The sequence below is a fragment of the Rhodococcus indonesiensis genome, assembly GCF_047782815.1.
GTDB classification, from domain to species: Bacteria; Actinomycetota; Actinomycetes; order Mycobacteriales; family Mycobacteriaceae; genus Rhodococcus; species Rhodococcus indonesiensis.
Window position 1 is genome coordinate 3,633,904 of record NZ_CP180630.1, and the last position, 22,664, is coordinate 3,656,567.

Annotated in this window: 20 protein-coding genes and 1 riboswitch; of the genes, 11 read left to right on the forward strand and 9 right to left on the reverse strand. The window is 71.2% G+C overall.

What is annotated here, in order from left to right:
- The first annotated feature begins 118 nt into the window (after positions 1-118).
- A riboswitch (SAM riboswitch) is annotated at positions 119-234 on the forward strand.
- A gap of 86 nt (positions 235-320) precedes the next feature.
- Entirely contained in the window at positions 321-1,646 is a 1,326-nt protein-coding gene (locus ACM26Y_RS16830) for a bifunctional o-acetylhomoserine/o-acetylserine sulfhydrylase (protein ID WP_416061415.1), read from the forward strand.
- Complete coding sequence (gene metX / locus ACM26Y_RS16835) at positions 1,643-2,770, forward strand: homoserine O-acetyltransferase MetX (RefSeq protein WP_040783352.1); 1,128 nt, start codon at positions 1,643-1,645, stop codon at positions 2,768-2,770. The genes ACM26Y_RS16830 and metX overlap by 4 nt, the downstream gene beginning before the upstream one ends.
- Before the next feature lie 33 nt (positions 2,771-2,803).
- Here the strand turns inward: metX and ACM26Y_RS16840 are convergent, their stop codons facing one another.
- Positions 2,804-3,106: a DUF3017 domain-containing protein gene (locus ACM26Y_RS16840; protein WP_003937991.1), complete on the reverse strand. Its 303-nt coding sequence runs from the start codon at positions 3,104-3,106 to the stop codon at positions 2,804-2,806.
- A 4-nt stretch (positions 3,107-3,110) separates the two neighbouring features.
- A complete protein-coding gene (locus ACM26Y_RS16845) occupies positions 3,111-3,965 on the reverse strand; it encodes a bifunctional methylenetetrahydrofolate dehydrogenase/methenyltetrahydrofolate cyclohydrolase (RefSeq protein ID WP_416061416.1) in 855 nt (284 codons plus the stop codon).
- Positions 3,966-4,107: 142 nt separating this feature from the next.
- On the opposite strand from ACM26Y_RS16845, the gene ACM26Y_RS16850 reads away from it, so the two are divergent.
- From ACM26Y_RS16850 to ACM26Y_RS16860, 3 genes are all read left to right on the forward strand, one after another.
- Positions 4,108-4,572, forward strand: a complete 465-nt coding sequence (locus tag ACM26Y_RS16850) for a tRNA (cytidine(34)-2'-O)-methyltransferase (protein WP_003937993.1) — start codon at positions 4,108-4,110, stop codon at positions 4,570-4,572.
- A 124-nt stretch (positions 4,573-4,696) separates the two neighbouring features.
- Positions 4,697-5,218, forward strand: coding sequence for an isopentenyl-diphosphate Delta-isomerase (idi, locus tag ACM26Y_RS16855; protein ID WP_235157466.1), 522 nt, complete (start codon positions 4,697-4,699; stop codon positions 5,216-5,218).
- Between the two features lie 222 nt (positions 5,219-5,440).
- On the forward strand, positions 5,441-5,641 hold the full coding sequence (locus tag ACM26Y_RS16860) for a hypothetical protein (protein WP_003937995.1): 201 nt from the start codon (positions 5,441-5,443) through the stop codon (positions 5,639-5,641).
- A gap of 33 nt (positions 5,642-5,674) precedes the next feature.
- Here the strand turns inward: ACM26Y_RS16860 and ACM26Y_RS16865 are convergent, their stop codons facing one another.
- The 5 genes from ACM26Y_RS16865 to ACM26Y_RS16885 all read right to left on the reverse strand — a co-directional run bounded on the left by ACM26Y_RS16865 (position 5,675) and on the right by ACM26Y_RS16885 (position 11,597).
- Positions 5,675-5,983 (reverse strand): rhodanese-like domain-containing protein, encoded by a 309-nt coding sequence (locus ACM26Y_RS16865; protein WP_003937996.1) that lies wholly within the window; start codon positions 5,981-5,983, stop codon positions 5,675-5,677.
- On the reverse strand, positions 5,976-6,815 hold the full coding sequence (locus ACM26Y_RS16870; RefSeq protein WP_003937997.1) for a DUF4349 domain-containing protein: 840 nt from the start codon (positions 6,813-6,815) through the stop codon (positions 5,976-5,978). The genes ACM26Y_RS16865 and ACM26Y_RS16870 overlap by 8 nt, the downstream gene beginning before the upstream one ends.
- 11 nt (positions 6,816-6,826) lie before the next feature.
- Positions 6,827-10,087: an error-prone DNA polymerase gene (locus ACM26Y_RS16875; protein WP_416061417.1), complete on the reverse strand. Its 3,261-nt coding sequence runs from the start codon at positions 10,085-10,087 to the stop codon at positions 6,827-6,829.
- Positions 10,088-10,164: 77 nt separating this feature from the next.
- Positions 10,165-11,028 (reverse strand): RNA polymerase sigma-70 factor, encoded by an 864-nt coding sequence (locus ACM26Y_RS16880; protein WP_416061418.1) that lies wholly within the window; start codon positions 11,026-11,028, stop codon positions 10,165-10,167.
- Positions 11,025-11,597 carry a carboxymuconolactone decarboxylase family protein gene (locus ACM26Y_RS16885; protein WP_416061419.1) on the reverse strand — a complete coding sequence of 191 codons (573 nt, stop codon included), beginning with the start codon at positions 11,595-11,597 and terminating at the stop codon, positions 11,025-11,027. The genes ACM26Y_RS16880 and ACM26Y_RS16885 overlap by 4 nt, the downstream gene beginning before the upstream one ends.
- A gap of 358 nt (positions 11,598-11,955) precedes the next feature.
- Between ACM26Y_RS16885 and ACM26Y_RS16890 the strand changes: the two genes are divergently transcribed.
- From ACM26Y_RS16890 to ACM26Y_RS16915, 6 genes are all read left to right on the forward strand, one after another.
- On the forward strand, positions 11,956-12,663 hold the full coding sequence (locus tag ACM26Y_RS16890; protein ID WP_416061420.1) for a ScbR family autoregulator-binding transcription factor: 708 nt from the start codon (positions 11,956-11,958) through the stop codon (positions 12,661-12,663).
- Between the two features lie 247 nt (positions 12,664-12,910).
- Positions 12,911-14,443: a multicopper oxidase family protein gene (locus ACM26Y_RS16895; protein WP_416061421.1), complete on the forward strand. Its 1,533-nt coding sequence runs from the start codon at positions 12,911-12,913 to the stop codon at positions 14,441-14,443.
- Positions 14,444-14,453: 10 nt separating this feature from the next.
- Positions 14,454-15,362 (forward strand): ATP-binding cassette domain-containing protein, encoded by a 909-nt coding sequence (locus ACM26Y_RS16900; RefSeq protein ID WP_416061422.1) that lies wholly within the window; start codon positions 14,454-14,456, stop codon positions 15,360-15,362.
- On the forward strand, positions 15,359-16,942 hold the full coding sequence (locus tag ACM26Y_RS16905; RefSeq protein WP_416061423.1) for an ABC transporter permease: 1,584 nt from the start codon (positions 15,359-15,361) through the stop codon (positions 16,940-16,942). Before ACM26Y_RS16900 ends, ACM26Y_RS16905 begins: the two co-directional genes overlap by 4 nt.
- 57 nt (positions 16,943-16,999) lie before the next feature.
- Complete coding sequence (locus ACM26Y_RS16910; protein ID WP_416061424.1) at positions 17,000-19,123, forward strand: MMPL family transporter; 2,124 nt, start codon at positions 17,000-17,002, stop codon at positions 19,121-19,123.
- Positions 19,124-19,155: 32 nt separating this feature from the next.
- Positions 19,156-21,135, forward strand: a complete 1,980-nt coding sequence (locus ACM26Y_RS16915) for an SDR family oxidoreductase (RefSeq protein ID WP_416061425.1) — start codon at positions 19,156-19,158, stop codon at positions 21,133-21,135.
- 58 nt (positions 21,136-21,193) lie between these two features.
- On the opposite strand, the gene ACM26Y_RS16920 is transcribed toward ACM26Y_RS16915, so the two are convergent.
- Both ACM26Y_RS16920 and ACM26Y_RS16925 read right to left on the reverse strand, forming a co-directional pair.
- Entirely contained in the window at positions 21,194-22,066 is an 873-nt protein-coding gene (locus ACM26Y_RS16920) for a sucrase ferredoxin (RefSeq protein WP_416061426.1), read from the reverse strand.
- Between the two features lie 4 nt (positions 22,067-22,070).
- The gene (locus ACM26Y_RS16925; protein WP_416061427.1) at positions 22,071-22,664 is read right to left on the reverse strand and encodes a YdeI/OmpD-associated family protein; all 594 of its coding nucleotides are present in this window, start codon (positions 22,662-22,664) and stop codon (positions 22,071-22,073) included.

A 22,664-nucleotide genomic window follows, 5' to 3' on the forward strand; every position in this document is an offset into this window, starting at 1 on the left:
CGGCCCGCCAAGCGCACCCCCGGCTACCCGCGGGTAACTTTCGCCTGCTCAGGCGCCCTCCGCCGGCAGGTACGGGTCGCCTACCGAAGCGTCTGTTCGAGCCGCTAGACTCGCGCCAGGTCATGAGTACCAGCGTGAAGCCCCGGCTTGCTGGTCGGCAACCCTCCGGCCAGGGTGGGGTGCTCCGGGTGATGACCCGGTCGTCCGGCGACACGCCGCACGACAAGCCGGTCCGATGGAGGTATTCGTCATGAGGGTTGTGATCATGAGCTGTCGTCACTAGCCGCCCCGACCTCCCGACCACGGCCAGTAAGGACATCATGACCGACAGCGAGAACACCCGGCGCGAAGACGGCTGGAGCTTCGAGACCAAGCAGATCCACGCGGGACAGCCCGCCGGCGGCGACACCCGCGCCCGCGCCCTGCCGATCTACCAGACCACCAGCTACACCTTCGACAACACCGACCACGCCGCCGCCCTGTTCGGCCTGACCGAACCCGGCAACATCTACACCCGCATCATGAACCCCACCCAGGACGCGGTCGAACAACGCATCGCCGCCCTCGAAGGCGGCGTCGCCGCCCTGCTCCTCGCCTCCGGCCAGGCCGCCGAAACCTACGCCCTCCTCAACCTCGCCGCCGCCGGCGACCACATCGTCGCCAGCCCCTACCTCTACGGCGGCACCTACAACCTGCTGCACTACACCCTGCCCCGCCTCGGCATCGAGGTCACCTTCGTCGACGACCCCGACGACCTCGACCAGTGGCGCGCCGCGATCCGCCCCACCACCCGCGCCCTCTACGGCGAAACCATCGCCAACCCCAAGAACCACCTGCTCGACATCCCCGGCATCGCCGCCGTCGCCCACGCCCACCACCTGCCGCTGATCGTCGACAACACCGTCGCCACCCCCTACCTGATCCGCCCCCTCGAACACGGCGCCGACATCGTCGTGCACTCGGCCACCAAATACCTCGGCGGCCACGGCACCGCCATCGCCGGGGTCCTCGTCGACGGCGGCACCTTCGACTGGACCGGCACCGGCCCCGACGGCGCCCCCCGCCACCCCCAGTTCACCACCCCCGACCCCAGCTACCACGGCGTGGTCTACGCCGACCTCGGCGCCCCCGCCTACGCCCTCAAGGCCCGCGTGCAACTGCTGCGCGACCTCGGTGCCGCGGTCTCCCCGTTCAACGCCTTCCTCATCGCCCAGGGCCTCGAGACCCTGAGCCTGCGCATGGAACGCCACGTCGCCAACGCCGAGCGCGTCGCCGAATTCCTCGACCGCCGCCCCGAGGTCACCGCCGTCGCCTACGCCGGCCTGCCCTCCTCGCCCTGGCACGACCGCGCCCGGCACCTCGCCCCCCGCGGCGCCGGCGCCATCGTCACCTTCGAACTCGCCGGCGGCATCGACGCCGGCAAGCAGTTCGTCAACGCGCTGACCCTGCACAGCCACGTCGCCAACATCGGCGACGTACGCTCGCTGGTCATCCACCCCGCCTCCACCACCCACTCCCAACTCACCGCCGCCGAACAACTCGCCGCCGGCGTCACCCCCGGCCAGGTCCGCCTCGCCGTCGGCATCGAGAACATCGACGACATCCTCACCGACCTCACCACCGGCCTCGAGGCGGTCGCGTCTTGACGGCGCGCGTCGACCGGCGCCACGTGGAGCTGCCGCCGGAGGACGGCCGTCTCGGGACGGTCGACATCGGGCCGCTGACGCTCGAGTCCGGCGCGACCCTGCCCGACGTGACCGTGGCGGTGCAACGATGGGGCCGGCTGTCGCCGTCGCGCGACAACGTCGTCCTCGTCGAACACGCCCTCACGGGGGACTCGCACGTGACCGGGCCCGCCGGACCCGAACACCCGTCGCCCGGCTGGTGGACCGGGATGGTCGGTCCGGGCGCGCCGATCGACACCGACACGTGGTGCGTCGTGGCGACGAACGTGCTGGGCGGCTGCCGCGGCACCACCGGACCGGGTTCGCCCGCTCCGGACGGCAAGGCGTGGGGTTCCCGGTTCCCCGGCATCACGGTGCGCGACCAGGTCGCCGCCGAGGTCGCGCTCGCCGATGCGCTCGGCATCGACAGGTTGGCGGCCGTCACCGGAGGGTCCATGGGCGGCATGCGGACGCTCGAGTGGATCATCGGGTATCCGGAACGGGTGCAGGCGGCCCTCGTCCTCGCCGTCGGCGCCCGCGCCACCGCCGACCAGATCGGCACCCAGACCACGCAGATCGCCGCCATCACCGCCGACCCGGACTGGCAGGGCGGGGACTACTACGGAACGGGACGGGTGCCGCGGGCCGGGCTGGGCATCGCACGGCGGATCGCACACCTGACCTACCGGACCGAGGGCGAACTCGACACCCGCTTCGCCAATTCCCCCCAGGGAAGCGAAAACCCCTGGAACGGCGGACGATACGCGGTGCAGAGCTATCTGGAGCACCAGGCCGACAAGCTCGTCGCGCGGTTCGATCCCGGTACGTACGTCGCGCTCACCCAGGCGATGAACCGGCACGACGTCGGACACGGGCGGGGCGGTGTGGCCGCCGCACTCGGATCCACCCCGGTGCCGACGATCGTCGCCGGCGTGGACTCCGACCGCCTGTATCCGCTGCGGCTGCAACAGGAGATCGCCGACGGCCTGCCGGGCTGCGACGGGCTGCGCGTCCTCGAGTCCCGGGACGGTCACGACGGTTTCCTCACCGAGGCCGACGCCGTCGCCAAACTCCTGACCGAGCTCGTCACCCTCGCACGAGGCTGAGGGCCGCGCGCCGCCGGGCCGCGGCCCGGCGGCTCATCCGGTGCCGAGCGGATCGATCGAGACCGCCAGGGCGATGACGAGTCCGCCCACGACGAGGAGCGCGGACACGTCGAAGGCCCGGCTGCGCACGGCGAGGACACCGACCTGATCCTCGGGCACCCACAGGCGCAGCAGACCGGCGAGCAGGGTGGCGCTGCCGAAGACGAACGCGCCACGACGCCACCGGTCCGCCAGGACGAGGATCACCGCCGCGGCGATGACGACCGTCACCGCCAGCAACGGCAGGTTCCGCCGGGCCAGCCGCAACCAGCGCTCCGCGCCGGCCAGGTGCACCACGGGCTCAGCGGCCGGCGAGCTGTTCGGCTCGCTCGACCACGTTCGCCAGCAGGAACGCACGGGTCAGGGGGCCGACGCCACCGGGATTGGGCGACAGGAACCCGGCAACCTCGCCGACGTCGGCGGCCACGTCGCCGCGCAGGCCCTCCGGGGTCCGGCTCACACCCACGTCCAGGACCGCCGCACCCGGCTTGACCATGTCCGCGGTGATCAGTCCCGGCACACCCGCAGCGGCGACGACGATGTCCGCACGCCGTACTTCCGCTGCGAGGTCCTTCGTGCCGGTATGGCAGAGGGTGACCGTCGCGTTCTCGCTGCGGCGGGTGAGCAGCAGCCCGATCGGCCGGCCGACGGTGACGCCGCGGCCCACCACCACCACGTGGGCGCCCGCGATCGGCACCTCGTACCGGCGCAGCAGATGCACGATGCCGCGCGGGGTGCACGGCAGGGCCGCCTCCTTGCCGAGGACCAGGCGGCCGAGGTTGATCGGGTGCAGACCGTCGGCGTCCTTGTCGGGATCGATGCGCTCGAGCGCGGCGTTCTCGTCCAGGTGCTCAGGCAGCGGCAACTGCACGATGTAGCCGGTGCAGCCGGGGTCGGCGTTCAGCTCGTCGATCACCGCGTCGAGCTGCTCCTGCGTCGTGTCGGCGGGCAGGTCGCGGCGGATCGAGTTGATCCCGACCTTGGCGCAGTCGTTGTGCTTGCCGCGCACGTACGCTGCCGATCCCGGGTCGTCGCCGACGAGCACGGTGCCCAGGCCGGGGATGATGCCCTTCGCCTTCAGCGCGGCCACGCGGGCCTTCAGGTCCTCGAAAATCTCGTCGCGGGTCGCTTTGCCGTCCAGGATCGTCGCAGTCACAACCGTCATTGTCTCAGGTCGCCCGGCAACGTCGGACGCAGCCTCACCGGTCAGCCGCACGTCCGGCACCGCGCGGCTGTCCGCTCCGGGCGCGGTCGGTCCCCGGCGGCACCGCCGGAGGTGCAACTGGCAAGCTGAATCGGTGTTCCGAGTGATGTTCTACGAGCCGCGCATCCCACCCAACACCGGCAATGCGATCCGCATGGTCGCCGGGACCGGCTGCGAGCTGCATCTGGTGGGGCCGCTCGGATTCGATCTCTCCGAGCCGAAACTGCGCCGCGCGGGCCTGGACTACCACGATCTGGCGTCGGTGAGCGTGCACGAGGACCTCGAGGCCGCGTGGGCCGCGCTGCGGCCGGAGCGGGTGTACGCGTTCACCGCGCATGCGAGCGTGTCGTATGCCGCACTCGAGTACCGGCCCGGCGACGTGTTCCTCTTCGGGCCGGAACCCACGGGACTGCCCGACGAGGTGCTCGCCGATCCCCACGTCACGACCCGGGTGCGGATTCCGATGCTGCCGGGCCGGCGCTCGTTGAACCTGTCGAACGCGGCGGCGGTGGTCACGTACGAGGCGTGGCGTCAGCACGGTTTCGCGGGGGCGGTCTGAACCGGCCGGGCAACGGACCCATCCGCGCCGGGGACGGCCCCGAATCCCCTTCGACGCCGCGCGGAGCCTCGTCGTGAGGAGACGCCGCAACTGTGGGAACGTGGAACGGGGAGGTGGAGACGTCGTGACTCTTGTCGTGCTGGTCGACCGCGACGGTCGGGAAGTGGGAACCGCCGAGAAGGTGGCAGCGCACCGCCCTCCGGCACCGCTGCATCGCGCCTTCTCGGCGTTCCTCCTCGATGCCGACGGCAACGTCCTGCTGCAACGCAGGAGCCTGGACAAGTACCACTTCGCCGGCCTCTGGGCCAACAGTTGCTGTGGGCATCCCCTCCCGGGTGAGAGCGTGCTCGACGCTGCGGCCCGGCGTAGCTGGGACGAACTGGGTGTGCGCCCGTCGGACCTGCGGGAAGTGGCCTCGGTCGTCTACTCCGCGCACGATCCGGACTCGTCGCTCATGGAGCACGAGTTCGACCACGTCGTCGTCGGACGCGTGCACACGGCTCCTCGTCCCGTTCCGAGCGAGGTGGCCGAGGTGCGGTTCCAGTCCCTCGCCGAGGTCGTGCGCGACGTCGAGCAGACCCCACAGGTGTTCGCGCCGTGGATGCCGCACGTCCTCGGCGCGGTGCTGCCGGCGCTGGCCCGTTAGGCCGCCCGCCCGGTCCCGGGGACGGGCCGGACGTCGGCGTCCCGCTTCTCGTCGCAGGAGAAACGGACGCCGCATCGAAATGTTATACGTCGTTATCATTTCGTGATTTTCCCGCGTCGGGTGTGACACCGGCGCCGGGGATTCTCGGTATCCGGACCACTCCGGGACACCCGGCGACGCGCTCGCCGCCCGGCAGTCGGACGAACGAGTCGGAGAACAGACATGGCGGCACCACACCTCCCCCACCGTCCGAAGAACCCGTCGGCACTGCTCGAGGATCCGCACGCCGGGATCGTCCTCGCGGGCGTCCTCACGGTCGTGGGTGTGCTCGCGGCGGTGGCGATGGCCGGTTCCGCGCTGCTGGCCGTCGCCCTCGCCGTCATCGTGGCCGGTGCCGTGGCCGTCGTCGCCGCCGCTGTCTGACGGCGCGGTGAGGACGCACTTCAGTGCGTTCGGTCAGACCCCGACTTCGATGTCGCGACCGGACTGCTGCCAGGCGACGGTGCCGCCGGCCACCGACACGGCGTTGATGCCGCGGCCGGTGAGATAGCTGGCGGCCTGCGAACTGCGTCCCCCGACCGCACAGATGACGTAGACCGTCTCCGCGTCCGGAATCTCGTCGGCGCGGGCGACGAACTCGCTGAGCGGAATGAGCGTCACTCCGGGCACCCGCACCTGCAGGTACTCGTCGCGCTCACGGACGTCGATGACAGGGGCACCGGCGGCGAGCGCGGTGTCCAGGGCGGCCAGGCCGACCTCACGCATCCTGGTCGTTCCTCTCCGGGTTCGGGACTGGTTCCGGTTTGCCCCGCCGCGCGACGAGCCGGACGATCACGTAGACGACGGCTGCGCACACGGCGAGAAACCCCACCCACGGTAACGCGACGCCCAGAGCGACCACCGACCCGGCCAGTGCCGAGCGCAGCGCGTCCCATCCGGCGAGGACTCCGTCCCAGAAGCTGTCCCGGTCCGCACGGCGCTCCGCCGAGATGTCCACGGTCAGCGTGGACAGCTCGATCTGGTCTGCGAGGTAGCGCTGCTGGGCGACGAGACCGTCGAGTTCGCTCTGACGCTGGGCCAGCGCGTTCTCGGCCTCGATGAGGTCGGCGGTGTTCGCGGCGGAGGCCATCAGTGCGCGCAACCGGTCCACGGACGACTGCAAGGCCGCGATCCGCGCCTCGAGATCGGTGTACTGGAGCGTGACGTCCTCGCGGGTGGTGGTCAGGCTGGTCACCTCGCCGAGACCGCGGATGTCCTCGATCGTCCCGGTGAGCCGGTCCGCCGGCACCCGGACGGTCAGCACACTGCTGGTGCCCGGCTGCTCGGTGACCGAGTCCACCCGCCCGCCCGCGGCCTCGACGAGCGTCACCACCTGTCGTCCGGCAGCGATCGGATCGTCGGCACGCAGAACCAGGTAGCCGGTGACGATCTCCTTGCGCGCGGTGGGCTGCGCGTCCGCGGGTGCCGATTCGCGGGTGCCGTCGGACAGGGACGGCTGCGGCGGTGCGGCCGCGCTCCCGTCACCCGGCCCTTCCCCGCCTCCGGCGCATCCGGCGAGGAACAGCAGGGCGAGCAGGATCACCAGGGGGCGTCGCATGCCGCAGGATGCTAACGGAAGTCGCGGGACTTTCCGATGATGCGCAGATCCATGCGCTGCAACCGGTCCGCGACCACCGTCACCGCCCCTTCCGCGTTCCGCACCCGTCCGCGCACCAGCAGCGCCGGTGCGGTGTGCGCGAGCGTGCGGTACCGCGCCCACAGCCCCACGGAGCACACCACGTTCACCATCCCGGTCTCGTCCTCGAGGTTGAGGAAGGTCACACCCTCGGCGGTCGCGGGTCGCTGCCGGTGCGTGACCGCGCCTCCCACGAGTACCCGGGCCCCGTCGGCGACCTGCAGCAGCTGCGCTGCCGGCACGACACCGAGCGCGTCGAGCTGCGGGCGCAGGAACTGGGTGGGATAGCTGTCCGGGGAGATCCCCGTCGCCCACACGTCCGCGGCGGCCAGTTCGACATCGCTCATGCCGGGCAAGGCGGGGGCCTGCGTCGAAGCGCCGACGCCGGGCAGCCGGTCGGGCCGCTGCGCCGCCGCGGCGCTCGCCGCCCACAGCGCCTCCCGGCGGGTGATGCCGAAGCACCCGAGGGCTCCCGCCGTGGCGAGGGCCTCGGCCTGGGCGGTGCTCGGTTCGACCCGCCGGGACAGTTCCGGGAACGACGTGTAGGGGCCGTGCGCCGTGCGCTCGGCGACGATCCGTTCGGCGAGCGCGTCACCGAGATGGCGGACCGCGCCGAGGCCGAGGCGCACCTCGCGGCCGCGGTTCTCGGTGGTGGCATGGGCGAGGCTCACGTTCACGTCCGGCCCGTGGACCACGACACCGTGACGGCGGGCGTCGGCGACGAGGGACTGTGGGGAGTAGAACCCCATCGGCTGCGCGCGCAGCAGGCCCGCACAGAATGCCGCGGGATGATGCAGCTTGAACCACGCCGAATAGAACACCAGGGCCGCGAAACTCTGCGAATGACTTTCGGGGAAACCGAAATTCGCGAAGGCATAGAGCTTCTCGTAGATGCGGTCGGCAACGTCGCCGGTGATGCCGTGCCGCTCGCGCATACCGTCGTAGAGCCGGCCGCGCAGCCGTTCCATCTTCGCGGTCGAACGCTTGGCCCCCATCGCCCGGCGCAACCGGTCGGCCTCGGCCGCCGTGAACCCGGCCGCGTCGACGGCCATCTGCATCAGCTGCTCCTGGAACAGCGGTACCCCGAGGGTGCGTTTCAGGGCTTTCTCGAGGCAGGGATGGTCGTAGGTGACGGGTTCGAGCCCGTTGCGGCGCCGGATGTACGGGTGCACGGACCCGCCCTGGATGGGACCCGGCCGGATGAGCGCCACCTCCACCACCAGGTCGTAGAAGACGCGCGGTTTCAAGCGCGGCAGGGTGGCCATCTGCGCGCGGGACTCGACCTGGAAGACCCCGACGGCGTCGGCGCGGCGCAGCATCTCGTACACCCCGTCCTCCGCGAGGTCGAGACACGCGAGATCCACCGTGATCCCTTCGTGCTCGGCGACGAGGTCGATCATGTAGTGCAGTGCGGACAGCATGCCCAGCCCCAGAAGGTCGAACTTGACCAGTCCCGCGGCGGCACAGTCGTCCTTGTCCCACTGCAGCACGGTGCGGCCCGCCATCCGGGCCCATTCGACCGGGCACACGTCGGCGACGGGACGGTCGCAGATCACCATCCCGCCGGAATGGATGCCGAGATGGCGCGGCAGTCCTTCGACCTGTGCGGCGAGTTCGAGGACGGGCGACGGGATGTCGGTGTCCGTCTCCTGGTCCACACCGTGCCACCGGGTGACCTGGCGGCTCCAGGCGTCCTGCTGGCCCTGCGCGTAGCCGAGAGCCCGCGCCATGTCGCGGACGGCGGACTTGCCGCGGTAGGTGACGACGTTGGCGACCTGAGCGGCGTGGGTCCGCCCGTACTTGGCGTAGACGTACTGGATGGCCTCCTCCCGCCGATCGGATTCGATGTCGATGTCGATGTCGGGAGGTCCGTCGCGTTCCGGGGACAGGAAGCGTTCGAAGAGCAGTTCGTTGCGGACCGGGTCGACGTTGGTGATGCCGATGGCGTAGCAGACGGCGGAGTTGGCGGCCGAACCTCTCCCCTGGCAGAGGATGTCGTTGTCCTTGCAGAAGGTGACGATGTCGTGCACCACGAGGAAGTAGCCGGGAAAGTTCAGCCGGCCGATGACGTCGAGTTCGTGCTCGATCTGACGGTAGGCCGCCGGATCGTCCTCGGGGGTGCCGTAGCGGTGCCGTGCCCCGTGCAGCGCGAGTTCGCGCAGCCGGCTGAGTTCGGTATGACCCTCCGGTACATCGAACGGGGGCAGATCCGGGGCGATGAGCCGCAAGTCGAACGCACAGTCTCGGGCGAGTTCGGCGGCCCGGCGGACGGCACCGGGGTGGGCGGTGAACAGTTGCGCCATCTCGGCACCGGAACGCAGATGGGCACCACCGGTCGGGAGGAGCCGGCCCGCGGCTTCGTCGAGACTCTGCCGGTCGTGGATGGCGGCCATCGCTGTCGCCAGTCGCCGGCGGTGCGGCGTGGCGTAGTGGGCCGCCGTGCTCGCAATGCACGGAAGACCCTGGCGATCGGCGAGTTCCGCGAGGAACGCGTTGCGTTCGCCGTCCTCGGGGAGACCGTGGTGAGTGAGCTCGACCGTGACCCGATCGGCACCGAAACGCTCGACGAGGTCGCGCAGGGCCGCCTCGGCCGCCTCGGGGCCCCCCACGTCGAGGGCTCGGCGGACGTGCCCGCGTCGGCAGCCGGTGAGGATCTGCCAGTGCCCACCGGCCGCATCGGTGAGCGCGTCGTAGTCGTAGCACGGCCGGCCCTTCTCCCCACCGGTCAGATGCGCGGCGGCGATCTCGCGGGACAACCGCCGATACCCCTCCTGCCCCCGCGCGAGGACCAGGAGGTGCGTCTCCTCCGGAGACCCGGCGGCGAGGGAGAGTTCGGCGCCGAACACGGTTCGCATCCCCAGTTCGCGGGCGGCCTCGGCGAAGCGCACGACGCCGTAGAGACCGTCGTGGTCGGTGAGCGCAACGGCTTCGAGACCGAGGCGCACCGCCTCCTCCACGAACTCCTCGGGGCCGGAAGCGCCGTCGAGAAAGCTGAATGCCGAATGGGCGTGCAGTTCGGCGTAGGGCACGACGGGCCCGTCGGGCGGCCGGACGCGCGGTTCGTACTCTCCGCGGGTGCGCGACCAGGCCGGGCTGTCGCTGCCGTCACCGGGGAATTCGACGTCGCGGCGGGGCCGGCCCGACAACACGCGTTCGAGCTCCGACCAGGTCGGCGGCCCACTCCCCCAGCCCATCCCTGCACCGCCTTCGGCTCGACCGTCTACGCGTATCGTACATATGTTCGATTCGTGCGATCCGCCGAGCGCGACGGTCACCGCCGCAGTTCCGCCGGACTTTCCAGCCGCCCCAGCTTGTGGGGGTTGTTGATCGCGTAGAGGCGGGTGATCCGGCCGTCCTCGACCACCGGACTCACCGCAGCAGCTGCGCCCTCGACCTCGAATCGCACGCCCGGCATGCCGTTGAGCCAGGCACCGGCCGCCACGAAGCCCGGGGCCCGGGTGAGGCGGATCAGCAACGTCGCCAGCCTCTCGGCTCCGGCGATCGGTTTGCGGGCCGCCGGCACCACCCCACCGCCGTCGGCGATGGCCACCACGTCCGGGGCGAGCACCTCCATCAGGCCCTGCACATCGCCCGTCGCGAGGGCCGTCATGAACTTCTCGACGACTGCCAGCCGCTCGGCCGGCGCCACCCGCATCCGCGGTCGCCACGCCGCGACGTGCCGGCGGGCACGGTGGGCGATCTGCCGGACCGCGGACGGGGCCTTGCCCACCACCTCGGCGATCTCGTCGTAGGGCGTATCGAACACCTCACGCAGGACGAACACCGCCCGCTCGACCGGACCGAGGGTCTCCAGCACGGTGAGCATCGCGATCGAGACGCTCTCGGCCAGTTCGGCGTCCTCGGCCACGTCGGGACTCGTGAGCAGCGGCTCGGGTAGCCATTCCCCGATGTACTCCTCGCGTTGCCGCGCCAATGCCCGCAGCCGGTTGAGCGCCAGCCGCGTGACGATCCGGACCAGGTAGGCGCGCGCATCCCACACGTGCGTCCGGTCCACGTCGGACCACCGCAGCCATGTCTCCTGGACGACGTCCTCGGCGTCGGCGGCAGAGCCGAGCATCTCGTAGGCGACGGTGAAGAGCAGATTGCGGTGGGCGACGAACGGGTCGTCGGTCACGACTTCGACGCTACGGCGAGCGGCTCGAGATTGCAGGCGGCGGACAACCCCTGCGACTCGATGCCGAATGCCGTGTTGGAGCGGGTCATGAAGTTCACCAGCGCGATGTAGGCGGTCAACTCCACCATCGCGGCCGGGCCGAGCGCCTCCAGCAGCCGGGCCGACAATTCGTCGGTGACCGTCGGCGGCGTCTGCGTCATCGCCTCGGCGTACTCCATGACGTCGCGCTCCAGCGGCGTGAACACATCCGACTCACGCCACCGGGGCACCTCACGCGCCTTCCTCAGATCCAGCCCCTTGTTGTGGGCGTCGAAGTAGCCGAGGTCCAGGCAGAAGCTGCATCCGACCAGTGCGGCCACCGCCATGTGGGCGAACGACTTCAGGTTCTCGTCACACCGGTCCCACTTCCGAATCCTGCGAGCGACCGCGAATCCGAAGTTCAGCACCCTCCGGTTGTGCCACATCACCCCCACCCCCTCGGGCACGTCGCCGAGCATCTTCCGGGCCGTCCGCTCGACGAGCACGCCGTAGAGGCCGCTCAGCTCCGCTTTCGGGATCCTGCTGGTCATGATTCCTCCTCCGATCGTCTGTTCTCGGCATGGAGACACCGGCCACGAACCGAATGTGACAGCCGGGCCGGAAATCGCGGCCGGGGCGGCCGAACCGACGAAAGCACCCCGTCGAGAACTCCACCGGCACCGGTGGCCTTACAAAACCGGACGAATGGTTTTTCGGTGGTATGCTGCGAGCGCTACCAGAGACAGACCTCCGGGACGTGCCTTGTGCCGCGGCACGGACGGGCCTCTGGTGGCTCCGCAGGGAGCGGAGGGTGAGGTTCCGTTCGGGCAGGCTCGGGGGGCCGGCCCGAACGGAACACCTCCGTCCGCACCCGGTCACGCAGGGCGGCCGACGAAGCGAGGAGTGGACATGCCCCGGGACTCCGTCGGTGCACCGACCGTCGAACCGGCAGCCACTCCGGCCGCTGCGAACCCCCCGTCCGAGACTTCCGCCGCCGGGCGCCCGGCCCAGCAGCGCGCGATCCGGACCCGACAGCAGATCCTTCTCGCCGCCGCCCGGTTGTTCGCCGACAACGGCGTCCACGGCACGGCCCTCGCCGAGGCCGCGGCCTCGGCCGAAGTGACCAAGGGAGCGCTGACCTTCCACTTCCCCACCAAGGACGCCCTGGTACAAGCGTTGATCAGCGAACAGGAACAGCGCACCCGCGCCGCGATCGGCACTGTCCTGCACACCGACGTCCCCGCGCTCGAGCAGCTGGTCGCGCTCACCCATGCGCTCGGCCGGTTGTTCACCGAAGACCTGATCGTCCAGGCCGGACTGCGGCTGACCGGCGAGTACGAGCGCGCCGACCGCGAGGCCTACCGGAGCTGGATCACGGTGTTCGAAGGCCTGTTCCGGCGCGCGTCGGACGAGGAGGAACTGAGCGCCCGGCTGGACCCGGACGCACACGCCCGGTTCCTCGTCTCCTCCGTTGCGGGGGTGTACCTGCTGTCGATGGTTCTCGCGGGCCGCGCGGACCTCGAGGCCCGCCTCGACCAGATGTGGGAGCTGTTGCTCCCCAGCATCGTCCGCGCCGATCGGCACGATCGGATCCCGGCGATCCGCTCCGCGCGCTGACTGGTTCCCCACCCTCCGAGACGGGCCGTTCGTACAGACGTGCGTCGCCGGGGAGGATCGCCGTACCGGACCGAAACCACCGGGAGGAACTCGCGACGAGAAGGCGGTTCCCGCGGTATCGGCCGAGCAGCGGGCCCGGCAACTGCCCGCTCGTCACAGGAACCTCCCGTTCGGCCCGCTGGGAGCACCCGCGCACACCGGTCCATTTCGGGGTTGTCCCCCATCCCGATTTCGGGTGTGCGCCCGGATGTGCCGCTCCGCCCACCGCAGCACTATCGATCTCGTGAAGCGGATCCTGCTGCAACTGTCCGCCGCCGCGGGCGTCGTCGTCGTCGTCACTGCGATCGCGGCAGGCGTCGTCGTGCACGCGTGGAACTCGGCGGTGGTCGACACCACCGGACAGGTCACCTTCGACCGTGCGCTGCACATCCCGCCGCTCGCGACGAGCGAGATCGCACCCGACGGGGTCCGCGTGTTCGACCTGACCATGCAGCGCGGCACCACGGACCTCGGGCACGGTCCCGGCACCCGGACCTGGGGCGTGAACGGGGCGTATCTCGGACCGACGTTGCGTGCCGGCCGCGGCGAACAGGTCCGGGTGAACGTCACCAACGATCTCGGCGAGGCGAGCACCCTGCACTGGCACGGCATGCACCTGCCGGCCGTCGCAGACGGCGGTCCGCACCAGGTGATATCTCCGGGTGCGACGTGGAGCCCGCAGTGGACGATCGACCAGCCGGCCGCGACGCTGTGGTACCACCCGCACCCGCACGGCGCCACCGCCGACCACGTCTACCGCGGGGTCGCCGGGCTGTTCCTGCTCGACGACCCGGCCGGCGGTCCGACCCTGCCCGACCGGTACGGGATCGACGACATCCCACTCGTGGTGCAGGACAAGCGGTTCGACCGCGATCAACTCGACACCGACGAAGCGATGTTCGCCGCCGTCGGTCTCCTCGGCGACGAGATCGTCGTCAACGGCACCCCGCGGCCCTACCTCGACATCACCACCGAGCGGGTCCGGCTGCGATTGCTCAACGCCTCCAACGCTCGCGTCTACAATTTCTCCTTCGATACCGGTCTGCCGTTCCTGCTCGTCGGCACCGACGGCGGCCCGCTCACCCGTCCGGCACCGATGCGCCGAATCCAGCTCTCCCCAGGCGAGCGCGCCGAGATCGTGGCCGCGCTGCCCGCAGGCGCGACGACCGTGCTCCGCAGCACCCCGCCGGACCTGGGTGCGGACTTCTGGCAGACCAGGTTCTCCGGCGGTGACGACGAGTTCGACATCCTCGAACTGCGCGCCGCGCATACGCTCGCGCCCAGCGCGCACGCACCGGAAGGACCGGTCACCCACGAGGATCCCGGTACCCCCACCGTCACGCGGCACCTGGACCTCACCGGCTCCGGCACCATCGACGGCCGCGCAATGGACATGTCCCGCATCGACCAGACCGTCGTCGCCGGCGCCACGGAGGTGTGGGAGGTCCGCAACAGCAGCGGGGCGATCCACAACTTCCACGTCCACGGCACGAGCTTCCGCGTCCTCGGCGACGGCCATCCCGCCCTGTCCGGACCGAAGGACACCGTCTACATCGCACCGGGGCGCACCGTCCGATTGCTGATGCGGTTCACCGGCCACCCCGATCCCGCGGCGCCGTACATGTACCACTGCCACCTGCTCCGGCACGAGGACGGCGGCATGATGGGGCAGTTCGTCGTCGTCGGCCCGGGTGCGGGGCCGCCACCCGAACCGCCCGCCCACACCGCCGTCCACGAGTAGCGTGCGTCCTATGACGTCCGCGATCCGGATCGACGGACTGGTCAAGCGATTCGGACGCTTCACTGCGCTCGACGGCCTGGATCTGGAGGTCGCCGCGGGCGAGGTGCACGGTTTCCTCGGCCCCAACGGGGCCGGCAAATCCACCACGTTGCGGGTTCTGCTGGGTCTGCTCCGCCCGGACGCCGGGCACGTCGAACTGCTCGGCGGCGACCCCTGGCGCGACGTGGTGAGCCTGCACCGGCGGCTCGCCTACGTGCCGGGCGATGTGAGCCTGTGGCCCGGGATGACCGGTGGGGAGGCGATCGATCTGCTCGGACGGTTGCGCGGCGGGCTCGACCGGCGGCGCCGCGCGGACCTGCTCGACCGGTTCGAGCTCGACCCGACCAGGCGCGGCCGTACCTATTCGAAGGGCAATCGGCAGAAGGTGGCGCTCGTCGCGGCACTGGCCTCGGATGTGGAACTGCTGCTGTTCGACGAGCCGACCTCGGGGCTCGACCCGGTCATGTCCGCGGTGTTCCACGACGAGATCACCCGGGAGAAGCAGCGCGGACGGACGGTCCTGCTGTCGAGTCACGTGCTCAGCGAGGTCGAGGCGCTCGCCGACCGGATGAGCATCATCCGTGACGGCCGGGTCGTCGAGACCGGCACGCTCGAGGACATGCGTGCGGATCTGCGCTCGACGATCGACGCGGTCCTCGCCGCACCCGTGGCCGACCCGACGGCACTGACCGCACTGCCCGGGATCCACGACGTGCGGATCGACGGCCCGCGCGTGCACTGCGCGGTCGAGCACGGCCACGCCGGTCCGGTGCTCGCGGCTCTGGGCCGCAACGACATCCGCAGCATCACCGTCTCGCCACCGTCCCTTGAGGAATTGTTCCTGCGGCACTATCACCGGCACGGGCAGGGCCCGACGTGACGGCCTCGTGGACGGGGATGCGGCCGCTGCTGCGGGCCACCGTCGAGCAGGACCGCGGCAGCGTCGCGCCGTGGATCGTGCTCGTCACGGCGCTGTCGGTGTCGTCGGTCCTCGCCTACGGCTGGGTGTTCCCGGATGCGGCGAGCCGCCGCACCCTCGATGCCACCCTCGGCACGAACCCGGCGCTGCGGGTCGTGTTCGGCCCGGCGCGCGACCTGACGTACGCGGACGGATTCAACGCGTGGCGGGCCGGGGCGCTCGGCGCGTTCTTCACGGCCCTGATGGCCATCCTGGCCGTCACCCGCAACAGCCGCGCCCACGAGGATTCGGGTCAGGCCGAACTCGTCGCCTCGGGCGTCGTCGGGCGCCAGGCCCGGCTGGCGACGGCCGTCGCGTGGTCGTCGCTGGCCTCCGTCGTGCTCGGTGTCGTCTGCGCGGGCGCGACGATCCTCGTCGGCGGCGGTGTCGCCGACTCGGTCACGCTGGCCGCGACGTTCACCGCGTCCGGGCTGGTGTTCGGTGCGCTCGCCGCGGTCACCGCCCAGCTGGGGTCCTACGCGCCCACCGCCAACACCCTGGCGGTCGGGGTGCTCGGGGCCTGCCTGCTGGTCCGCGCCTACGTCGACGTGGTCGCCCCCGACGGATGGGCGATCTGGACGACTCCGCTGGGCTGGGTGCAGCAGGTTCGTCCCGCGTCGGGAAACGACTGGCGACCCCTGGCGGCCTGCCTGGCGCTGACCGCGGTACTGCTGCTGATCGCTTTCGTCCTGCAGGCCCGGCGCGATTTCGGGGTCGGTGTGATCGCGCCGTCGCCGGGGCCCGCCGAAGGCGGCGCCGCAACGAACGTGTGGGGCCTGGCGCTGCGTCTGCACCGCGGCGCGCTCGCCGCATGGACGACGGTGTTCGTGGCGCTCGGGGTGGTGTTCGGTTTCATGTCCACCACGTTCACCGAGGTCTTCGCCGACAATCCGGCGCTCGGATCGCTGCTCGGGAGCGGACGCGGCTCGCTCGTCTTCGGTTTCGTGGTGACGATGCTGCAGCTGATGGGAATCGTCGCCGCCGTGTTCGGGGTCCAGGTGATGATGCGGCTGCGCGCCGAGGAACTGGCGCTGCGCGTCGAACCGGTGCTGGCCGGGGCCCTGACCCGGACCCGGTTCTTCGCGTCGCACGCGGGAATTGCGCTGCTCGCCCCCGCGGCGACGCTGCTCGTGGGGGCGACGCTGTTCGCGTACGTCTCGTCGGCGCGGGGTGGACGGATCGCGGCCGGAGATCTGATCCGGCAGGCGCTCGTGACGATCCCGGCGGTGTGGGTGCTGGTCGGGCTCGCGGTCGCGGTGATCGGCGCCCGGCCCCGGGGGCGGATGCTCGGCTGGCTCGGGGTGGTCGCGGCATTCGCGCTGACGATCCTGGGCCCGCTGTTCCGCTTGTGGAACTGGATTCTGGGAATCAGTCCGTTCCGGCACGTGCCCGTGGTGACGGCGGCGCCGCCGCAGTGGCTCGGGCTCGCCGTGCTCACCGTCGTGGCCACCTTGTTCGTGGCCGTGGGGTTCGCGGGGTTCCGGCACCGGGACGTCGGCTGAGGACCGGTCGCACTACAGTCGCGGAGCATCGGGTCGTCACCGGGAACGGAGCACCGCATGAACCGTTGGGCCACATTCGTCGTCGACCGGCGCTGGTGGGTGCTCGGGCTGGCGGTCGTCGTCGTCGTGCTCGCGGGCATCTGGGGCACCGGGGTGTTCGGGCGGCTCTCGCAGGGCGGGTTCTACGACCCCGGCAGCGAATCGGCCGAGGTGCAGCGCATCGTGGACGACAATTTCGGTCCCCAGACCGCCGACATCATCGCGATCTACACCCCGCCGCCCGGGCGCACCGTCGCCGACATCGGACCCGAGGTGACCGCGGTGCTCGATCGGTTCGCGGCCGAGGTGCCCACCCATTCGATCGACTCCTACTGGTCGGCCACGCCCCCGGCGAAGCAGTTGCTGCTGTCGAAGGACGGCGGCAGCGCGGCGGCGGCCGTCACCCTCGAGCCCGGCTCGGAGATCACCGTCCAGACGTTCCAGGGTCTGCTCCCGAAACTCGAGGTCCCCGGTGTCGATGCGCAGTTCGCGGGAAACTCGGTCGTCGGCGTCGCGTTCACCACCCGGCTCGAGCGCGATCTGCTGTTCGCGGAGGCGATTGCGCTGCCGGTGACGCTGGTGCTCCTGGTGTTCATCTTCGGCGGTCTCGTCGCCGCAGCGGTCCCGGTGTTCGTCGGGGTCCTTGCCGTCCTCAGCGCCCTGGCGACGCTGCGTCTGCTCACGATGTACACCGAGGTGAGTTCGTTCGCGCTGAACGTCACGTCCCTGATCGGTCTGGGCCTGGCGATCGACTACGGCCTGTTCATCGTCAGCCGTTTCCGGGAGGAACTCGACTCCGGCGCCGACCCGGCCACCGCGACGCATCGTACCGTGCTCACCGCGGGCCGCACGGTCATGTTCTCGGGGCTGTTGCTGATGTGCGCCTTCGCCGGAATGCTCGTGTTCCCACAGGCCCTGCTGCGGTCCCTGGGTCTCGGCGCGATCGCCGCGGTGCTCAGCGCGGCGGTGCTCTCACTCACCGCGATTCCCGCACTGCTGGCGATACTCGGGCACCGCATCAACGCGCTGACGTGGCGTGAGGGCGCCGCGCGGCGGGGCGAGGCCCGGGCCCGGCGCTTCTGGGGGTCGGTGGTGACGAAGGTGATGCGCCGGCCGGCGCTGGTGGCGGTGACGATCACCGCCGGTCTGCTGCTGCTCGCCACGCCGCTGCTGCGCGCCTCCTTCGGCGAGATCGAGTACACCGCCCTGCCCGCGGGTGACCCGGCGCGTGCCGCCACCCAGACACTGCTCGACGAGTTCCCCTCCACCGGCAACGGCGTCACGCTCGTGCTGCGGGGTGACGACGGTTCCGGACCCGCCCCGGCCGCGGTCACGGCGGTGTCCCGCGCGGCGGCGGAGGTGGACGGCGTCGCGCAGACCGTCACCGTCGCCGCGCGGAACGACGTCGTGGTCCTGCTGGCGCTGTACGCCCAGGGTGTGGAGGAGACGCCGCAGGCGGGCGAGATCGTCCGGGAGCTACGGGATCTGCCGCCCCCGCCGGGCACCGACCTGCTCGTCGGCGGCGGCCGGGCGATGGTCGACGACAGCAATGCCGCGATCGCACGCTCGATGCCGGCGATGATCGCGGTCATGGTGCTCTCGACCCTGGTGCTGCTGTTCCTGGCATTCGGGTCCGTGGTGCTGCCGCTCAAGGCGGTGGCGATGGCGGGTCTGAGCTTGGCGGCCACGTTCGGCGTACTCACCTGGGTGTTCCAGCTCGGCAACGGAGCGGAGCTGCTCGACGTGACCCCCAGCCCGCTGGAGCCGAGCTTCGTGGTGCTGATCCTGGCGGTGGTGTTCGGCCTGTCCACCGACTACGAGGTGTTCCTGATGTCGCGCATGGTGGAGGCCCGGGCCGCCGGAGCGAGCACGGAGGAGGCGGTGCGGTTCGGCACCGAGCGCACCGGCCGGGTGGTGACCTCGGCGGCGTTGCTGCTGATCGTGGTGACCGGCGCGTTCACGATCTCGGGATTGTCGATCATGCGGTTCCTGGGCGTGGGGATGATCCTCGCGCTGATCATCGACGCGACCGTGGTGCGGATGCTGCTGGTGCCGTCGCTGGTCAAGCTGATGGGCGAGGCGAACTGGTGGGCGCCGGCGTGGATGAAGCGGGCGCACGCGAAGGTCGGCATCGGACACTAGAATCCGTTCTTACCTTGCAGTAGGTTCGGGCCATGGCCACGTACCTCGTCACGGGCGGCACCGGTTTCCTCGGCACGCACGTGCTCGGCCGACTGCTCGCGACCCACCCGGACGCCGACATCCATGTGCTGGTCCGGCCGGCGTCGCTGCCGAAGTTCGAGGCCCTCTGCAAGCGCCTGGACGGTGGATCCCGGCTGCACGCACTGCTCGGCGATCTCACCGAACCGGGTCTCGGACTCGACCCCGCCACGGTGCCGCCGGCCGAGCACGTCCTGCACTTCGGCGCGATCTACGATCTGACCGCCGGCGAGGAACAGGCGACCACGAACGTGGCGGGTACGCGCGCGGTGATCGCGCTCGCGCTGGAACTGGGCGCGACCCTCCACCACGTCTCGTCCGTGGCCGTCGCCGGTGATCACCGCGGCACGTTCGCCGAGGACGACCTCGACCTGGGCCAGCACTTCCCGTCGCCGTATCACCGCACCAAGTTCGAGGCCGAGAAGGCGGTCCGGGCGAGTCCGGTGCGCCGGCGCATCTACCGGCCGTCGGTGATCGTGGGCAGTTCCACCACAGGCGAGATCACCAAGATCGACGGTCCCTACTACTTCTTTCCCGCCCTGGCCGCGCTGGCGGCGCTGCCGTCCCGGCTGCCGCTGGTCCTGCCCGACCTCGGCGACACCAACCTGGTGCCGGTCGACTACGTCGCGGCGGCGATCGTCGAACTGATGCACCGTCCCGGATCGGACGGGTGCACCTTCCATCTCGTCTCCCGCCCGCAACCGGTCCGCGAGGTGTTCGCGGCGCTGGCCGCCGCGGCCGGCGCCCCCGCCCCCGTCGCCGGCGTGCCCGGCGCGCTGGTACGTCCGCTGTTGTCGAGCAGCGCGCTTCCCGGCCTGGACACCGTCCGTCGTCTCGTGCTGCGCCGGGCGGGCATCCCACCGGTCGTGCTCGACCAGCTGACCTTCCCGAGCCGGTTCGCCGACCGCAACACCCGGGAGGCCCTGCGCGGCAGCGGCATCACAGTGCCCGTGTTCGCCGGGTACGCCCCGGTGCTGTGGCGCTACTGGCGCGAGCACCTCGACCCCGGCCGGGCCCGCCGCGACGATCCGCGCGGACCGCTCGTGGGACGGCACGTGCTGATCACGGGCGCCTCCTCGGGCATCGGCCGTGCGAGCGCGATCGCCGCGGCCCGCGAGGGCGCAGTCGTCTTCGCGCTCGCCCGCCGCGCCGAGGAACTCGACGCGGTCGTCGCCGCGATCCGCGCGGACGGCGGCAGCGCGTACGCCTACCCGTGTGACCTCACCGACTCGGCTGCGGTGGAGCACACCGTGCAGGCGATCCTCGCCGAGCACGACCACGTCGACATGCTGGTCAACAACGCGGGCCGCTCGATCCGGCGCGGGCTGTACCACTCGACGGACCGGCTGCACGACTTCGAACGCACCATGGCGGTCAACTACTTCGGCGCCGTGCGGTCGACCCTGGCCGTGGTTCCGCACATGCGGGCGCGCCGGTTCGGGCACATCGTGAACATCAGCACCGCCGGGGTTCAGGCCCGCACCCCGCGATACGCGGCGTACATCGCGTCGAAGTCCGCGCTCGAGGGGTTCGCCGACGTCGCCGCCTCCGAAATGCGGGACGACGGAATCACGTTCACCACCATCCACATGCCCCTCGTCCGAACCCCCATGATCGAACCCTCCGGGTCGTACAACCCGGGTCCGGCGATCAGCCCGGAGGACGCCGCGCAGATGGTCGTCCGGGCCCTCGTCGAGCGGCCCAAGCGCATCGACGTGCCGATCGGGACCGTCGGCGAGTTCGCCGGCATCTTCGCCCCGGGTCTGCGGGATCGGATGTTCGCGCTCTATTACCACGCCTACCCGGATACGCCCGCCGCCCGCGGTGAGAAGTCCGACGCGCCCCCGCAGTTGCGGACGCCGACCCGTCCGGCGCTCCCGAACCCCGCGGTGCTGCGCCGAGTCGGCCGGCTGCTGCCCGGCGTGCACTGGTGAGGCGGCTCCGCCGCCGGTGTGTCCTTCGGGCGGCTGGGGCCGCCCGAAGGACACACCGCTAGAGGACCGCCACCAGTGGTCGCACCGGCTTCGGCTCGGCGCCGCAGCTGACCGGACGCGGCGGCAGCTGCCGGGCCTCGACCCGCACGCGCCAGTGACGGCCGTCGCGGTGCCGTACGACCGCTGCGGCGTCGCTCTCGTCGACGACGAACGCATCGGCATCCGCGGCCACCTGCTCACGCACCGCTATCTCGGCGACCTGCCCGGCCGCGGACCAGCTGCTGCGCCCCCGCAGCCCCGGCAGGTACACCTCCCCGCGAGCGGCGGCCGCCATGGCGTCCCGGCTCTGCGCGACGTCGAGCCGGCCGTAGGTGTAGCCGGTGGGCAGCAGGATCAGCGACGGAGCGAACCGGTGCCCGCCGGTGTGCGAACACTCCCACACATCCTCGCCGAACTCCGCGGCCAGCGCCGCCGCCACGGGACGCCCCAGCACGGCGCAGCACCGGTCCCGCTTGCCGTGGGCACACACCAGTGCGACGGGCCGGCCCTCCGCACGGCCGAGGCCGGGGGCGGGACCGGCGACGACGTGCGGGATCAGATCGAGCAGTTCCTTCGGCTCCCCGACCTCGAGTCGCTCGCACCAGCTGTTGCCCGGATCGGACCGGGCCAGGAGCACGGTGCGGGCGCTGCCGGGACGCGACGTGTCGCGGCCGGGTCGCCGGATGAACAGCAGCCGCACGCCGGCGGCGTCGGCCGCGGCCGAGAACTCGCCGGCGAGGTCGGGACCGAGAGCGGCGCCGTCGAGGACGTCGCGTCCCCAGCCGGACGGCATCTCGAGGCACACCCAGCCCGGAGCGGTGGCGGCGGTTCCAGGCAGTGGCTCGTCGAGCGCGGACGCCGCCGAGCAGGTGGGAGGAAATTCAGGGCTCACCCGCTCATTGTGTCCGTCCGGGCTGGTCGTGGAAGCGACGGCCCTCCGCGAGTTGCTGCACGAAGGTCTCGATGCGGCGGGCACGGGTCTCCGGGCGCTTCGCGGCCTGCAGCCGGTAGGCGATCGCGAAGCGGTTGCGACCGTCGAGCGTGTCGTAGAAGGCCCGCGCGGCGGGATTGTCCGCGAGGGCGTCGAGGAAGTCCTGCGGCACCTGCGCGGTCGCCTGGCCGGCGTAGGCGCGCTCCCAGCGGCCGTCTGCGCGGGCGCGGGCGACTTCCGCAGCCCCGGCCGCGCTCAGCCGCCCCTCGGCCTCGAGGCGCTCGACGAGTTCACGGTTGCGCTGCGACCAGGGGCTGCGGACACGGCGCGGGGTGATGCGCTGGAGGCGGAAGTCGTCGTCGAGCCTGCGTGCCTGACTGTCGATCCAACCGTGGCACAGCAGTTCCTCGACCACCTCGGCGTAGCTCACCGACGGATGCGCCGACCCCTTCTTGGCGAGCTTGACCCAGATGCCCGGCGAATCGGTGTGGTGCTCACGCAGCCAGGTGGCGAAGGACTCCCGATCGGGGAAGTACTCGACAGGCAACTCGTCGGCCAT

Excerpts from the sequence above, each read along its gene's own strand:
- ACM26Y_RS16830 (WP_416061415.1), top strand. The coding sequence starts at position 321 with ATGACCGACAGCGAGAACACCCGGCGCGAAGACGGCTGGAGCTTCGAG.
- ACM26Y_RS16860 (WP_003937995.1), top strand. The coding sequence starts at position 5,441 with ATGGCGGCACCACACCTCCCCCACCGTCCGAAGAACCCGTCGGCACTG.
- ACM26Y_RS16865 (WP_003937996.1), bottom strand. The coding sequence starts at position 5,983 with ATGCGTGAGGTCGGCCTGGCCGCCCTGGACACCGCGCTCGCCGCCGGT.
- ACM26Y_RS16870 (WP_003937997.1), bottom strand. The coding sequence starts at position 6,815 with ATGCGACGCCCCCTGGTGATCCTGCTCGCCCTGCTGTTCCTCGCCGGA.
- ACM26Y_RS16875 (WP_416061417.1), bottom strand. The coding sequence starts at position 10,087 with ATGGGCTGGGGGAGTGGGCCGCCGACCTGGTCGGAGCTCGAACGCGTG.
- ACM26Y_RS16885 (WP_416061419.1), bottom strand. The coding sequence starts at position 11,597 with ATGACCAGCAGGATCCCGAAAGCGGAGCTGAGCGGCCTCTACGGCGTG.
- ACM26Y_RS16890 (WP_416061420.1), top strand. The coding sequence starts at position 11,956 with ATGCCCCGGGACTCCGTCGGTGCACCGACCGTCGAACCGGCAGCCACT.
- ACM26Y_RS16895 (WP_416061421.1), top strand. The coding sequence starts at position 12,911 with ATGTGCCGCTCCGCCCACCGCAGCACTATCGATCTCGTGAAGCGGATC.
- ACM26Y_RS16900 (WP_416061422.1), top strand. The coding sequence starts at position 14,454 with ATGACGTCCGCGATCCGGATCGACGGACTGGTCAAGCGATTCGGACGC.
- ACM26Y_RS16910 (WP_416061424.1), top strand. The coding sequence starts at position 17,000 with ATGAACCGTTGGGCCACATTCGTCGTCGACCGGCGCTGGTGGGTGCTC.
- ACM26Y_RS16915 (WP_416061425.1), top strand. The coding sequence starts at position 19,156 with ATGGCCACGTACCTCGTCACGGGCGGCACCGGTTTCCTCGGCACGCAC.
- ACM26Y_RS16925 (WP_416061427.1), bottom strand. The coding sequence starts at position 22,664 with ATGGCCGACGAGTTGCCTGTCGAGTACTTCCCCGATCGGGAGTCCTTC.